The sequence below is a fragment of the Streptomyces sp. NBC_00078 genome (assembly GCF_026343335.1).
GTDB lineage: Bacteria > Actinomycetota > Actinomycetes > Streptomycetales > Streptomycetaceae > Streptomyces.
In genome coordinates this window covers 2,162,568-2,176,712 of sequence record NZ_JAPELX010000001.1, presented here as the reverse complement: position 1 = coordinate 2,176,712, position 14,145 = coordinate 2,162,568, and the positions used below count along the sequence as shown (strand labels likewise).

At 69.3% G+C, this 14,145-nt stretch carries 12 protein-coding genes and 1 pseudogene; 7 read left to right on the top strand and 6 right to left on the bottom strand.

Annotated elements, in window-relative coordinates:
* Window positions 1-65: 65 nt before the first annotated feature.
* From OOK07_RS10160 to OOK07_RS10140, 5 genes are all read left to right on the top strand, one after another.
* Window positions 66-644, top strand: a complete 579-nt coding sequence (locus OOK07_RS10160) for a TerD family protein (protein ID WP_266678939.1) — start codon at window positions 66-68, stop codon at window positions 642-644.
* An 81-nt stretch (window positions 645-725) separates the two neighbouring features.
* On the top strand, window positions 726-2,726 hold the full coding sequence (locus OOK07_RS10155; RefSeq protein WP_266796014.1) for a TerD family protein: 2,001 nt from the start codon (window positions 726-728) through the stop codon (window positions 2,724-2,726).
* A 230-nt stretch (window positions 2,727-2,956) separates the two neighbouring features.
* Complete coding sequence (locus OOK07_RS10150) at window positions 2,957-3,958, top strand: TerC/Alx family metal homeostasis membrane protein (RefSeq protein ID WP_266678935.1); 1,002 nt, start codon at window positions 2,957-2,959, stop codon at window positions 3,956-3,958.
* A gap of 127 nt (window positions 3,959-4,085) precedes the next feature.
* Window positions 4,086-4,400, top strand: a complete 315-nt coding sequence (locus OOK07_RS10145) for a hypothetical protein (protein WP_266796012.1) — start codon at window positions 4,086-4,088, stop codon at window positions 4,398-4,400.
* A gap of 62 nt (window positions 4,401-4,462) precedes the next feature.
* Window positions 4,463-5,563, top strand: a complete 1,101-nt coding sequence (locus OOK07_RS10140; RefSeq protein ID WP_266796010.1) for a calcium:cation antiporter — start codon at window positions 4,463-4,465, stop codon at window positions 5,561-5,563.
* Here OOK07_RS10140 and OOK07_RS10135 read toward each other — a convergent pair.
* Window positions 5,553-5,873 (bottom strand): annotated as a pseudogene (locus OOK07_RS10135) (MFS transporter); the annotation flags it as partial. The gene OOK07_RS10140 and the pseudogene OOK07_RS10135 overlap by 11 nt on opposite strands.
* A gap of 130 nt (window positions 5,874-6,003) precedes the next feature.
* Between OOK07_RS10135 and aroQ the strand changes: the two are divergent.
* A complete protein-coding gene (gene aroQ, locus OOK07_RS10130; RefSeq protein WP_266678929.1) occupies window positions 6,004-6,477 on the top strand; it encodes a type II 3-dehydroquinate dehydratase in 474 nt (157 codons plus the stop codon).
* A 45-nt stretch (window positions 6,478-6,522) separates the two neighbouring features.
* Here the strand turns inward: aroQ and OOK07_RS10125 are convergent, their stop codons facing one another.
* The 5 genes from OOK07_RS10125 to OOK07_RS10105 form a co-directional block, all read right to left on the bottom strand.
* Window positions 6,523-7,275 (bottom strand): amino acid ABC transporter ATP-binding protein, encoded by a 753-nt coding sequence (locus OOK07_RS10125; RefSeq protein ID WP_266678927.1) that lies wholly within the window; start codon window positions 7,273-7,275, stop codon window positions 6,523-6,525.
* Window positions 7,272-8,189, bottom strand: coding sequence for an amino acid ABC transporter permease (locus tag OOK07_RS10120; protein ID WP_266678925.1), 918 nt, complete (start codon window positions 8,187-8,189; stop codon window positions 7,272-7,274). Before OOK07_RS10120 ends, OOK07_RS10125 begins: the two co-directional genes overlap by 4 nt.
* The gene (locus OOK07_RS10115) at window positions 8,186-9,070 is read right to left on the bottom strand and encodes an ABC transporter substrate-binding protein (RefSeq protein WP_266801920.1); all 885 of its coding nucleotides are present in this window, start codon (window positions 9,068-9,070) and stop codon (window positions 8,186-8,188) included. Before OOK07_RS10115 ends, OOK07_RS10120 begins: the two co-directional genes overlap by 4 nt.
* Before the next feature lie 327 nt (window positions 9,071-9,397).
* Window positions 9,398-10,054, bottom strand: a complete 657-nt coding sequence (locus OOK07_RS10110; RefSeq protein ID WP_266678923.1) for an MBL fold metallo-hydrolase — start codon at window positions 10,052-10,054, stop codon at window positions 9,398-9,400.
* A gap of 88 nt (window positions 10,055-10,142) precedes the next feature.
* Window positions 10,143-10,829, bottom strand: a complete 687-nt coding sequence (locus OOK07_RS10105) for a maleylpyruvate isomerase family mycothiol-dependent enzyme (protein WP_266678921.1) — start codon at window positions 10,827-10,829, stop codon at window positions 10,143-10,145.
* Window positions 10,830-11,052: 223 nt separating this feature from the next.
* On the opposite strand from OOK07_RS10105, the gene uvrA reads away from it, so the two are divergent.
* Entirely contained in the window at window positions 11,053-14,118 is a 3,066-nt protein-coding gene (uvrA, locus tag OOK07_RS10100; protein ID WP_266678919.1) for an excinuclease ABC subunit UvrA, read from the top strand.
* Window positions 14,119-14,145 lie beyond the last annotated feature (27 nt).

Sequence of the window (14,145 nt, the reverse complement as noted above, 5' to 3'; positions counted from 1 at the left end):
CGTAGGGTTCGGATCAACCGCGGACTCTGCGGCAACAGGGGACAGTTCGAGAGGGGAATCAGCGCGTGACCGTCAACATGACCAAGGGTCAGGCCATCAGTCTGCAGAAGAACGACGGAGGCAGCCTGACCGCGGTGCGCATGGGTCTCGGCTGGCAGGCGGCTCCCCGGCGCGGCCTGTTCGGCTCGCGCACGCGGGAGATCGACCTGGACGCCTCCGCGGTCCTGTTCGCGGACAAGCAGCCGATCGACGTCGTCTTCTTCCGCCACCTGGTGAGCGACGACGGCTCGGTGCGCCACACCGGCGACAACCTCGTGGGCGGTGTCGGCCAGGGCGGCGACGACGAGGCGATCCTCGTGGACCTGGCACGCATCCCGGTGCACATCGACCAGATCGTCTTCACGGTGAACTCCTTCACGGGCCAGACCTTCCAGGAAGTGCAGAACGCGTTCTGCCGTCTGGTCGACGAGACCAACGGCCAGGAGCTGGCCCGCTACACGCTGGCGGGCGGCGGCGCCTACACGGCCCAGATCATGGCCAAGGTGCACCGCTCGGGCCCCGGCTGGACGATGACCGCGCTCGGCACCCCGGCCAACGGCCGCACCTTCCAGGATCTGATGCCGTCGATCCTGCCGCACCTGTAGGGCAATCCCGCCAGGGCCTGTCGGAGGGCAGGCCCTGGCGGCACAGGACACGACAGACCAGCACACAGGGGGACGAGGGCGATGACGGCCGAGCTGGTGCGGGGGCAGAACCACTCGCTCTCCCAAGCCCGTCTCGAGATCCGGGTCTCGGCCGGCGCACCGGTCGTGGCCTCGGCCACGCTCAGCGACGAGCAGGGCAGGGCACGCGGCGTGGAATGGGTGGCCCACCCGGGTGCCCCCACGCTGCCGGGGCTCGAGGTCTCCAAGCAGGCGGCCGCCGATCACCGTCTCGCGGTGGATCTGGACGCCATGCCGGAGGCCGTGCACCGCGTCGATGTGCTGCTCGCCCTGCCCACCGGCGGCGGGGGGCCGGTCCGCTTCGGCGCCGTGGCGGCCCCGTTCGTTGCGGTCACCGGCCTCGACGGCACCGAGGTCGCCAGTTACACGATCACCGGTCTCGACGCCGAGTCGGCCGTCGTCGCCCTGGAACTCTACCGACGGCAGGGCGCCTGGAAGGTGCGTGCCGTCGGCCAGGGCTACGCGGGCGGCCTCGCCGAGCTCTTCGCCGACCGGGGCCTGCCCGAGGCCCACCACCTCGCGGGCATGATCAACGAGGCCGTGGCTCAGGGCCTGGCCCGCTCGGTGCCGGCACCTCCGCAACGCACGGCGGACGGCGACCGTACCCGCCAGGCCGTCGCACCGGCGCCGGGCCCCGACCAGGGCGGGCCGGCGCCGCAGGCCACCGCTGGTCACGCGACCCCGCAGCCCACGTCCCCGTACGGTCCACAGGGCACGCAGTCCGGGTATCCAGCGGACCCTTCCGCGGCCACCCAGCCGTCCGTTCCCCAGGCCGGCAGCCCGGTCAACTACAGCCACCCCGGGCGGCAGAACGCCGCACCGCCCACGCCCCCGCCGGCCGCGCCCGAGGCCCCGCCCGGGCAGCCCGCGCGGCCCGTCGCGGGCGACGCCACCGGCTGGTCGATGGACGAGCGGCTGTACAACCAGGTCTGGGGGATGTTCGAGGATCTGGCCCGGACCACGGCCGCGTACCGCAGCGCCGTCGACTTCGCCGACTCACGCATGGAGAAGGAGCTCGACGAGGTCCTGTCCGACCCGCGCAGCAGGATCGGTGGACAGGGCGACGCCGCCCGCGAGGCGGCCCGGGGCAAGCACGCGCAACTCGTCGACCAGGCCCGCCAGGCTCTCGACCGGGACCTCGCCCAGCTGGCCGCGGAGTCCGATGTCGTGGAGCCCGCGCTGCCACCCGCGTACGCACGCTGGGACAACCCCGTCTGGCACGCCTACCGGGTGCCGATGGAGATCCCGATGGCCGTGCGCCTGGGCGACCTGTACCTGCCCGAGAGCGAGCTGCTGCGCATCCCCATGCTGGTCCGCCTGCCGCTCGAACGCGGTGTGTGGATCGACAGCGGACGCGCCGGAGCACTCGACGAGTCGTACGCGTACGCGGACGCCCACGCACTGGGGCGCCTCGCGATGGACACCGCGGTGGCGCTGACGGCCCGGCTGCTCGCGGTCTACCCGGCGGGCGAGTTCGCCGTGCACGTCATCGATCCGGCCGGCTCCGGGGCTCAGGCGCTCGCGCCGCTGGTGCAGACCGGCGTGCTCGCCTCACCACCCGCCCCGGGCGCGGCAGGGGTGTCGGACGTCCTGACTCGGCTCACCCAGCGTGTCGACCTGGTGCAGATGGCGGTGCGCGGTGGTGCGCCGGACTCGCTGCCGCCGGGCTTGGACACCGCCGAGCAGCTCCTGATCGTCAACGACTTCCCGCACGGCTTCGACGACCGTGCCGTGACCCAGCTGCGCTATCTCGCGGACGAGGGCCCGGCCGTCGGCGTCCACCTGATGATGGTCGCGGACCGCGAGGAGGCCGCCGGATACGGGCCGTTGCTCGACCCCTTGTGGCGTTCGCTGCTGCGACTCACGCCGCTGCCCGACGACCACCTCGCCGACCCGTGGGTCGGCCATGTCTGGACGTACGAGCCGGCGCTCGTGCCGCCCGGCAGTCAGGTGCTCCAGCAGGTGCTCAGTCAGGTCTCACAGAGCCGCACCAAGTACATGTAAAGCTCCCTGACCAGCTAACTTGGCATTTATTTTACCAATTGCTTTACCTTTCCTTGGTGATTGAGGTATTGTTTACCTCACGGAGGGGAGTACTCCCTATCTGCTGCGGCGCACTCGTCAGTACGGATCAACCAGATCCCGGGGCGTCGGCCCAGGGCCCGTGCCTGGGTGGAAGAGACCTCCGGCAGCGACGACGCTGACATTTGCCGTTACGTACTGCCGGAGGCGCAGTGAATGTTTCCCCGACCCTGTGGGTCCTGACCATCGTGGGCCTTGCCGCCCTCATCGCGGTCGACTTCTTCATCGGCCGCAAGCCGCACGACGTCTCGATCAAGGAAGCCGGGATCTGGACGGTCGTCTGGATCGCCCTCGCCGGGCTCTTCGGGCTCGGCCTGCTCGTCTTCGGAGGCGGCCAGGCAGGTGGTGAGTTCTTCGCGGGCTTCATCACCGAGAAGTCGCTGAGCGTCGACAACCTCTTCGTGTTCGTGCTGATCATGGCGAAGTTCGCCGTGCCGTCCCAGTACCAGCAGCGGGTCCTGCTCGTCGGTGTCCTCATAGCCCTGGTACTGCGGGCGATCTTCATCGCAGCCGGGGCAGCCATCCTCGCCAGCTTCGCCTGGGTCTTCTACATCTTCGGCGCCTTCCTGATCTGGACGGCCTGGAAGCTCATCCAGGAGGCCAGGGCCGACGAGGAGGACGAGGAGTTCGAGGAGAACAAGCTGCTCAAGGCCGTCGAGCGCCGCTTCGGCGTAGCCGACCGCTACCACGGCACCAAGCTGTGGATCGCGCAGAACGGCAAGCGGGTCATGACGCCGATGCTGGTCGTGATGCTCGCGATCGGCACCACCGACGTCCTCTTCGCGCTCGACTCGATCCCCGCGATCTTCGGTCTGACCCAGGACCCCTACATCGTGTTCACGGCGAACGCGTTCGCGCTGATGGGCCTCAGGCAGCTGTACTTCCTGATCGGCGGACTGCTGAGGAAGCTGGTCCACCTCAGTTACGGCCTGTCGATCATCCTGGGCTTCATCGGCGTCAAGCTGGTACTGCACGCGCTGCACGAGTCGGGGGTCCACGTCCCCGAGATCGGCATCCCGTTCTCGCTCGGCTTCATCGTGCTCGTCCTGGCGATCACCACGATCACCAGCCTCAGGGCGTCCAAGAAGCAGGCGGCAGCCGAAGCGGCGCAGGCGGAGAGCGAAGGCGCTCCGAAGGACAGCATCCAGGCCTGACCACGACCGACGTAGGGACAACCACCACCGGGAGCGGTACGCGGCGAATTGCCGAACACCGCTCCCGGTGCTTCGTTGGGTGCTGAGCGCTCCCGCTCCGGGAGAGCCCTGGCCGGGTGGAGGCACCGTGGACGCACCGATGAAGTTCGTGCAGATCGTCGACTTCGAAACCGACCGCATCGAGGACATGCAGACCCTGTCCGAGGAGATGGAGAAGAAGTTCGCCGGCCGCAGTGGCGGCCCGACGCACCGGCTCGTCCTGCACGACCGCAACAAGCCGGGCCGCTATCTCGTCGTGATCGAGTTCAACTCGTACGAGGAGGCCATGCGCAACAGCAACGACCCCGAGACGACGAAGATGGCCGAACGGATGGCCGCGTTGTGTACCAGGCCGCCGTCCTTCACGGACTGCGACGTGCTGGACATGGCCGAGTTCCGGTGACGTACACGGGCCCCGCACCGCCGGAGTGCGGGGGGCCCGTACGCCTCTGCGACGACCACTCCATGATCGCTCGGCTGAGGACGCTCACGACACAGTGGACGTCCCTCGTGCCGGCGCTCGCTGTCGTCCTGCTGGTCTTCACCTGGGGGCGTGATCTGCCCGGGGCGGTCGTCGCCCTGGTGACACTCGTCCTCGCGGGCGCGGTGCTGGCGGCCGTCCATCATGCCGAGGTGGTCGCCCACCGGGTCGGCGAACCCTTCGGCTCCCTCGTGCTCGCCATCGCCGTCACGGTCATCGAGGTCGCCCTGATCGTCACCCTCATGGTGGATGGCGGCGACAAGAGTTCCTCCCTGGCCCGGGACACCGTCTTCGCAGCCGTGATGATCACCTGCAACGGCATCGTCGGCATCTGCCTCCTCGTCGCCTCACTCCGGCACGGCCTGGCGGTCTTCAACCCCGAGGGCACCGGCGCCGCCCTCGCGACCGTCGCCACCCTGGCCACGCTCAGCCTGGTGCTGCCGACGTTCACCACGAGCAAGCCGGGCCCGGAGTTCTCGGGCGTACAGCTCACCTTCGCCGCGATCTCCTCGCTGATCCTCTACGGCCTGTTCGTCGCGACGCAGACCGTGCGGCACCGCGACTACTTCCTGCCCATCACCCGTCACGGCGAGGTGATCACGGCGGAGAGCCACGCCGACGCGCCGTCCGCCCGTTCCGCCTGGACCAGTCTCGGGCTGCTCGGCCTCGCGCTGATCGGCGTGGTCGGGCTGGCCAAGGGAGTGTCGCCGACCATCGAGTCCGGCGTGGAGGACGCCGGACTGCACCACGCCGTCGTCGGAGTGATCATCGCCCTGCTGGTACTGCTGCCCGAGACCATCGCCGCCCTGCGCTCCGCCCGCCGGGACCGGGTGCAGACCAGTCTGAACCTCGCCCTCGGTTCCGCCATGGCCAGCATCGGCCTGACCGTCCCCGCGGTGGCCCTGGCGTCCATCTGGCTGTCCGGCCCGCTCGTCCTCGGCCTCGGCTCCACGCACATGGTGCTGCTCGCGCTGACCGTGGTGGTCAGCTCCCTGACCGTGGTGCCGGGCCGGGCCACGCCCCTGCAGGGAGGCGTCCATCTGGTGCTGTTCGCCGCCTACTTGGAGCTGGCGATCAATCCATGACCGGCGCCGCGACGGCCACCGGCACCGGCCGCGTCTCGGGCAGCAGCGCGAAGCAGCCCAGGCTCAGCAGCGCGATCGCCGTCAGATACGCGCCCACGCCCCGCGGCACCCTGCCCCCGTGCTCGGCGAGTGCCGTCGCCGCGATCGGCGTGAGAGCACCCCCGAGCACCCCACCGAGGTTGTAGCCGACCGCCGCAGTGCAGCGCACCCGCGGCTCGTACAACTCGGGCAGATACGCTGCGATGACTCCGAACATCGTGATGAACGCGATCAGCGCGCCCAGGAAGCCCGTGAACATCAGCAGCGGCTCAGAAGGCACTCGCCACGTGAGGCCGATGCGCCGGGAGGATACGGGCCGGTCCAGCGTCGACACAGCGTGATAAACCGGTCCGAGCAGCGGTCCTTCGCCGGATCGCCCACCCGACCGGACCGGAGGAACCGTGCCCCGCACCCTGGCCAACGCCCCGATCATGATTCTCAACGGGCCCAACCTGAACCTGCTCGGCCAGCGCCAGCCGGAGATCTACGGCAAGGACACCCTCGCCGACGTCGAGGCCCTGTGCGCCAAGGCGGCGGCCGCGCACGGCGGCACGGTGGACTTCCGTCAGTCCAACCACGAGGGCGAGTTGGTCGACTGGATCCACGAGGCGCGGCTCGACCACTGCGGGATCGTCATCAATCCTGGTGCCTACTCCCACACGTCGGTTGCGATTCTGGACGCTCTCAACACCTGTGACGGGCTGCCCGTGTTGGAGGTGCACATCTCCAACATCCACCAGCGCGAGTCGTTCCGGCACCATTCGTACGTCTCGCTCCGTGCCGACGGCGTCATCGCCGGGTGCGGTGTGCAGGGTTACGTGTTCGGAGTGGAGCGCGTCGCGGCGCTGGCGGGGGCGGCGCAGGCCGACGCGTAAGCCCTGATGGCCAGGCGGGCGGCCCTTACAGCCGCGCCGGCGCTTTTAAAGCCGCCCCGCCTCCACGATCCGCCGCAGGAACCGCTGTGTGCGCTCCTGCTGCGGATCACCGAAGACCTGCTCCGCCGTCCCGCGCTCCAGCACCACGCCCCCGTCCAGAAAGCAAACCTGGTCGGCGACGTCCCGGGCGAAACCCATCTCGTGCGTGGCCAGCACCATGGTCATGCCGTCGTCCTTGAGGTCACGTACGACAGCGAGGACCTCACCGACGAGTTCCGGGTCGAGGGCCGCGGTGATCTCGTCGAACAGCAGCAGCCGGGGCCGCACCGCGAGAGCACGCGCGATCGCCACACGCTGCTGCTGACCGCCGCTGAGCCGGTCCGGGAACTCGCCCGCCCTGCCGCCCAGACCGAGCCGCTCCAGAAGCTCCCGGGCGCGCTCCTCGGCCTCCGCGCGGGAGACGCCGTGCACGCGCCGCGGGGCGAGGGTGATGTTGTCCAGGACGGTCATGTGCGGAAAGAGGTTGTACGCCTGGAAGACGACGCCGATACGACGGCGTACCGCGTCCTGGTCGGTGCGCGGGTCGGTGATCTCCTCACCGTCCAGCCAGATCGCGCCGTCGTCGATCTCCTCCAGGAGGTTGGCGCACCGCAGCAGCGTCGACTTACCGGAACCCGAGGCGCCGATCAGCGCGGTCACCGTGTGCGGGGCGACCTCCAGGTCGACGTCTCGCAGGACGACCGAGTCACCGAAGGTCTTGCGCACGGACTCCATGCGCAGCACGGACGCGTCGCTCATATCGATCCTCCCTGGGCCCGCCGACGGTCCATCCGGGCCGTCACCCAGTCCGTGAAGCGGGTCATCGGGATGGTCAACGCCACGAAGACCAGGCCCGCGACGATGTACGGCGTGTAGTTGAGGCTGCGCCCCACGATGATGTCCGCGGCCCGTACGGCGTCGATGGCACCGCCGATCGACACGAGACCGGTGTCCTTCTGCAGCGACACCAGGTCGTTGAGCAGGGGCGGCACCTGGCGGCGCACGGCCTGCGGGAGGACGACGTGCCGCAGCGCCTGCCGGTTGGTGAGGCCGAGCGAGCGGGCCGCCGCGCGCTGCGAGGGGTGCACGGACTCGATGCCGGCGCGGAACACCTCGGCCACGTACGCCGAGTACGTGAGCGTGAGCGCCGTACCGCCGAGCAGCACCGGGTCGACGGTCACACCCTGCAGGCGCAGCGCGGGGACGCCCAGGACCACGATCATCAGGTTGATGATCAGCGGCAGCCCGCGGAAGAAGTCGGTGTACGCGGCGGCCAGGAACCTCAGGGGGAAGAACACGGGACCGCGCAGTGTGCGCGCGATGGCGATCAGCATGCCGAGGACCAGCACCGCCACGCCGCAGATCAGCAGCAGCCGCACGTTCAGCCACAGTCCTTCGAGGACCTTGGGGAACGCCTCGCGCGCGTACTGCCAGTCGAAGAACGTCTCCTTGGTGCGCGGCCAGCCGGGCGCGTTGACGACGATCAGGTAGAGGACGATGCCTGTGACGAGGGTCGAGAGCGCCGCGAGAGCCGTCGCGCGGCGGGCACGCGCGCGTTTGAAGGCCTCGCGCTCGATCCGCCGCTGCGACGGGACGTAGCCCTCGCCCCCGCCGGGCATGTCACCCTTGTCGTCCGCGCCGCCGCGGCCGGACTCCTCCTTCGCGAGCGTCACTTGAGGACCGGGGCGTCGACGGCGTCGGAAAGCCACTGCTTCTCGATCTTCGCGAGCGTGCCGTCCTTGCGCAGGGCGTCCACGGCGCTCGTGACGCACGAGGTGAGCGCGCTGCCCTTGTCGAGGACGAGCCCGAACTGCTCGGGCGTGCCGCCCTGGTTCTCGAACTGCCCGACGATCTTCGCGTCCGTCACTTCGGCGGCGGTGATGTAGAAGGCGGTCGGCAGGTCGACGACGATGGCGTCCACCTGGCCGTTCTTCAGCGCGGACTTGGCCTGGTCGTTCTTGGCGTAGACCGCGGCCTCCTGCTTCGGCTTCACCACGTCGGTGATGTAGTCGAGGCTGGTGGTGCCGACCTGGGCGCCCAGCTTGAGGCCCTTCAGATCGGCGATGCCGGACACCTTCGCGGCCTTCGAGCCCTTCAGGGCGATCACGGCCTGGCGCACGTCGTAGTAGCCGGACGAGAAGTCGACGGCCTTCCTGCGCTCGGCACTGATCGACACCTGGTTGATGTCGAAGTCGAAGGTCTTCACACCGGGCGCGAAGGCCTTGTTGAAGGGCACGCTCTGCCAGACGACGGCGCTCTTGTCGTAGCCGAGCCGCTGTGCCACGGCGTAGGCGACGGCCGACTCGTAGCCCTCGCCGTTGGCGGGCTTGTCGTCCTTGAACCACGGCTCGTACGCGGGCTCGTCGGTAGCGATCGTCAGCTTGCCGGACGTCTGGGTGGCCAACTTGCCCTTGGCGCAGGTGTTCCCGGCCGACCCGGACGGCGTGGCCGCCGCCTTCTCCTCCGGCTGCGGGGCACAGCCGACGGCTGTGGCAAGCAGGGCGATGGTTGCCGCGGTGACGGCGCGGCGCAGTGCGCGAGGGGCGAGGTGCATGGCCGGAGATTGGCAGTACGACGGCTCGTTTGTCGAGGTCACGACCACAATTGTCCGCATGGTGGGAACGGGTGTTGCAGTCCTGTGAACACTTTCGGGACGGGGAACGCGCCGGGGCCGCCGGTCGAGGGCGGGGATCGAAAGACCGGCGGCCCGTACCGCGCAGGAGCCGTCATCCTGTGCGGGGCTGTTTCCAGTTGACTGCGCAACAAGGTGCGCCGGGAGCGTGCACTTGGCTCCGGCGTGTGTGAACGGTTCACACGGGGCGTGTGCGGTGAACCGCGCGCGGGGCGCAGGCAACTCCTGCGCGGCCCCGCCCGACGGTGTTCACCACCCGCGCGCGTGCCACTCCGGCAGATGCGGTCGTTCCGCGCCCAGGGTCGTGTCGTTGCCGTGCCCCGGGTAGACCCACGTCTCGTCGGGGAGCGCGCCGAAGATCTTCGTCTCGACGTCGTCCATCAGGCTGGCGAACGCCTTCGGGTCCTTACGGGTGTTGCCGACACCCCCGGGGAAGAGGCAGTCTCCCGTGAACACATGAGGATGCCCGTGCGGGTCGTCGTACACGAGGGCGATCGAGCCCGGCGTGTGCCCGACCAGATGGCGCGCGGTCAGCTCCACGCGCCCTACCCGGACCGTGTCGCCGTCATCGACGAGGACGTCGGTCGGCACGGGGATGCCGGTGGCGTCGTCCCGCCCCGCGTACGTGCGGGCGCCGGTGGCCGTGACGACCCGGGCGAGCGCCTGCCAGTGGTCGCCGTGCTGATGCGTCGTGACGACGGAGGCGATGCCGTCGTCACCGATCATGCCGAGCAACGTGTCCGCGTCGTTGGCGGCGTCGATCAGCAGCTGCTCATCGGTGGCCCGGCAGCGCAGCAGATAGGCGTTGTTGTCCATCGGGCCGACCGCGATCTTGGTGATCATCAGGTCCTTCAGCTCGTGCACATCCGCCGGGCCGCCGACCGTAACCTGTCCGCTGTACGTCATGGCCGCCAGCCTATAGCGGGGGAGCGCACCCCGGTCCCCCCGTCATCGGCGGCGAGCGCACCCTGGTCCCCCGTCATCGGAGGCGAGGTCACAGCGGGGGAAGCGCCGGCAGTGAGCCGCCCTCCACGGTCAGCGCGGAGCCGTCGCGGCGTCCGGCGAGCCAGCCGAGCAGTTCGGGCGCCGGGCCCGAGACGCTGACATCCGGCTCCCTCGCCTCCCGGCCCGTCCGCCACGCGCGTGTGCCGTCCGTAAGACGTGCGGCGGTCACCTCGGGGTGCCCCGAGAAGCGCGCGGCGAGGAAGTCGATCTCCCGCTGCGAGAACTCCGTCGGCACATCCTCCAGCTCGTACCCGATGCCGAGGTCCACGTGGTGCAGCTCCACCTCGGCCCATCGACGGAACGGCACACTGGATGCCGAGTCGGTGACCCCGTTGCGCAGCTCCACCGTGCGCGACCAGTCCGCGGGTGCGGCTCCGGTTTCCTGGAAGCGGGCCGCGCTCTCGCGCAGGTCGGCGAGCTGGACGTCGATCGGGCGCGGGGCGTCCCGCTCGATGTCGGCGTCGCGGGCTTCTCCGGAGGCGTACATGGGGCGCCCCCGGAGGACGTTCACGAGGGCGTCCGCGTTGCGGGCGAGGTGGGCGAGGACGTGGCCGCGGGTCCAGCCGGGGAGCCGTGACGGTCCGGCCGCCGAGGCGTTGTCCAGTTTGGCGGCTGCAGTGAGCAGCCGGTCGGTCGCGTCACGTACAGACGCCAGGTCATGACCGTGATCAATCATGGTGCTGACCCTAGCCCCGCCACACCTTTGGGTGAAGGTGGTGAAGCCGTGCCGTAAATCGAAAGCACGTGCTATATGGTCGGGAGTGGCGTCGGGCATGCTGGATGGGCGGGGATTGTTATGCATCCCGGAATCCGACCGGCGTTGTCAGTGGCTCCCCCTAGTCTGAGAAAGCACGGGGGCCTCGCCCCTGTCACTTCTCTCAAGAAAGGTGCGGACCGGCGTGGCCGACCGTCTCATCGTCCGTGGCGCGCGCGAGCACAACCTCAAGAATGTCTCGCTCGACCTGCCGCGCGACTCGCTCATCGTCTTCACGGGCCTGTCGGGGTCGGGCAAGTCCTCGCTGGCCTTCGACACCATTTTCGCCGAGGGGCAGCGGCGCTATGTGGAGTCGCTCTCCTCGTACGCCCGTCAGTTCCTCGGCCAGATGGACAAGCCGGACGTCGACTTCATCGAAGGTCTCTCCCCGGCCGTCTCCATCGACCAGAAGTCGACCTCGCGCAACCCGCGCTCGACGGTCGGCACCATCACCGAGGTCTACGACTACCTGCGTCTGCTCTTCGCGCGCATCGGCAAGCCGCACTGTCCCGAGTGCGGGCGTCCGATCTCGCGCCAGTCGCCGCAGGCCATCGTCGACAAGGTCCTGGAGCTGCCGGAGGGGAGCCGCTTCCAGGTGCTGTCGCCGCTCGTGCGCGAGCGCAAGGGAGAGTTCGTCGACCTCTTCGGCGACCTGCAGACCAAGGGTTACAGCCGTGCGCGCGTGGACGGCGAGACCGTCCAGCTCTCCAACCCGCCCACGCTGAAGAAGCAGGAGAAGCACACCATCGAGGTGGTCGTCGACCGCCTCACGGTGAAGGACTCCGCCAAGCGCCGCCTCACCGACTCCGTCGAGACCGCCCTCGGGCTGTCCGGCGGCATGGTCGTGCTGGACTTCGTCGACCTGCCCGAGGACGACCCCGAGCGCGAGCGCATGTACTCCGAGCACCTGTACTGCGCGTACGACGACCTGTCCTTCGAGGAGCTGGAGCCGCGCTCCTTCTCCTTCAACTCGCCCTTCGGCGCCTGCCCCGACTGCACCGGCATCGGCACGCGCATGGAGGTCGACCCCGAGCTGATCGTCCCGGACGAGGACAAGTCCCTCGACGAGGGTGCCATCCACCCCTGGTCCCACGGCCACACCAAGGACTACTTCGGCCGGCTGATCGGAGCCCTGGCGGACGCCTTGGGATTCCGGACGGACATCCCCTTCGCCGGCCTGCCGCAGCGCGCCAGGAAGGCACTCCTCCACGGCCACAAGACACAGATCGAGGTCCGCTACCGGAACAGGTACGGACGCGAGCGCGTGTACACGACGCCCTTCGAAGGCGCCGTCCCCTTCGTGAAGCGCCGGCACAGCGAGTCCGAGAGCGACGCCAGCCGCGAGCGCTTCGAGGGCTACATGCGCGAGGTGCCCTGCCCCACCTGTCAGGGCACGCGCCTCAAGCCGATCGTCCTCGCGGTCACGATCATGGGGAAGTCGATCGCCGAGGTCTCCGGCATGTCCATCAGTGACTGCGCGGGCTTCCTGGGCGAGCTGAAGCTCAACGCCCGCGACAAGAAGATCGCCGAGCGCGTGCTGAAGGAGGTCAATGAACGGCTGCGGTTCCTGGTCGACGTCGGCCTGGACTACCTCTCGCTGAATCGCGCGGCCGGCACTCTCTCCGGCGGCGAGGCCCAGCGCATCCGTCTGGCCACCCAGATCGGCTCCGGCCTCGTCGGCGTCCTGTACGTCCTCGACGAGCCGTCCATCGGCCTGCACCAGCGCGACAACCACCGGCTGATCGAGACTCTGGTCCGGCTGCGCGACATGGGCAACACGCTCATCGTCGTCGAGCACGACGAGGACACCATCAAGATCGCCGACTGGATCGTCGACATCGGTCCCGGCGCGGGTGAGCACGGCGGCAAGGTCGTGCACAGCGGCTCACTGAAGGAACTGCTCGCCAACGCCGAGTCGATGACCGGCCAGTACCTGTCGGGCAAGAAGTCGATCCCGCTGCCCGAGATCCGGCGCCCGCAAGACCCGACACGTCGGCTCACGGTGCACGGCGCGCGGGAGAACAATCTCCAGGACATCGACGTCTCGTTCCCGTTGGGCGTGTTCACGGCCGTGACGGGTGTGTCGGGCTCCGGCAAGTCGACGCTGGTCAACGACATCCTGTACACACACCTGGCCCGCGAGCTCAACGGCGCCCGCAGTGTGCCCGGGCGGCACACGCGCGTGGACGGCGACGACCTCGTTGACAAGGTCGTACACGTCGACCAGTCGCCCATCGGCCGCACCCCGCGCTCCAACCCGGCCACGTACACCGGCGTCTTCGACCACGTCCGCAAGCTGTTCGCGGAGACCACCGAGGCGAAGGTCCGCGGCTACCTGCCCGGCCGCTTCTCCTTCAACGTCAAGGGCGGTCGCTGCGAGAACTGCGCGGGCGACGGCACGATCAAGATCGAGATGAACTTCCTCCCGGACGTGTACGTCCCGTGCGAGGTCTGCCACGGCGCCCGCTACAACCGGGAGACCCTGGAGGTCCACTACAAGGGCAAGTCCATCGCCGAGGTCCTGAACATGCCGATCGAGGAGGCGACGGACTTCTTCGAGGCCGTCCCTGCGATCGCCCGCCACCTCAACACCCTCAAGGACGTCGGTCTCGGCTACGTCAGGCTCGGCCAGTCCGCGACCACCCTCTCCGGCGGCGAGGCGCAGCGCGTCAAGCTCGCCAGTGAGCTGCAGCGCCGCTCCACCGGCCGTACCGTCTACGTCCTGGACGAGCCGACCACCGGTCTGCACTTCGAGGACATCAGCAAGCTGCTGACGGTCCTGTCCGGCCTGGTCGACAAGGGCAACACGGTGATCGTCATCGAGCACAACCTCGACGTGGTCAAGACCGCCGACTGGGTCGTCGACATGGGCCCCGAGGGCGGTGCCGGCGGCGGACTCGTCGTCGCCGAGGGCACACCCGAGGAGGTCGCCGGGGTCTCCACGAGCCACACCGGCAAGTTCCTGAGGGAGATCCTCGGCGCCGACCGGATCAGCGACGCGGCTCCGGTACCGGCCCCGCGCAAGACGACGGCCAGGAAGACCGTCGCGGCCAAGAAGACGGTCGCGCCGAACAAGACCGTCGCAGCCAAGTCGACGGCGAAGAGGACGACGACGGCCAGGACCGCCGACAGCACGGCCACCAAGAAGGCGGTCGGTGCCACGAAGAAGGCGGCACCCGCGAAGAAGACGACGCGGGCGCGGAAAGCCTGAACAATCCGGAAATGTGCGGCGCCCCGC

Bases quoted from the DNA above. Each gene is read 5' to 3' on its own strand.
- OOK07_RS10125 (WP_266678927.1), bottom strand. From the start codon at position 7,275: ATGAGCGACGCGTCCGTGCTGCGCATGGAGTCCGTGCGCAAGACCTTC.
- OOK07_RS10110 (WP_266678923.1), bottom strand. From the start codon at position 10,054: ATGACGTACAGCGGACAGGTTACGGTCGGCGGCCCGGCGGATGTGCAC.
- OOK07_RS10105 (WP_266678921.1), bottom strand. From the start codon at position 10,829: ATGATTGATCACGGTCATGACCTGGCGTCTGTACGTGACGCGACCGAC.
- OOK07_RS10140 (WP_266796010.1), top strand. From the start codon at position 4,463: ATGATCGCTCGGCTGAGGACGCTCACGACACAGTGGACGTCCCTCGTG.
- OOK07_RS10115 (WP_266801920.1), bottom strand. From the start codon at position 9,070: ATGCACCTCGCCCCTCGCGCACTGCGCCGCGCCGTCACCGCGGCAACC.
- OOK07_RS10155 (WP_266796014.1), top strand. From the start codon at position 726: ATGACGGCCGAGCTGGTGCGGGGGCAGAACCACTCGCTCTCCCAAGCC.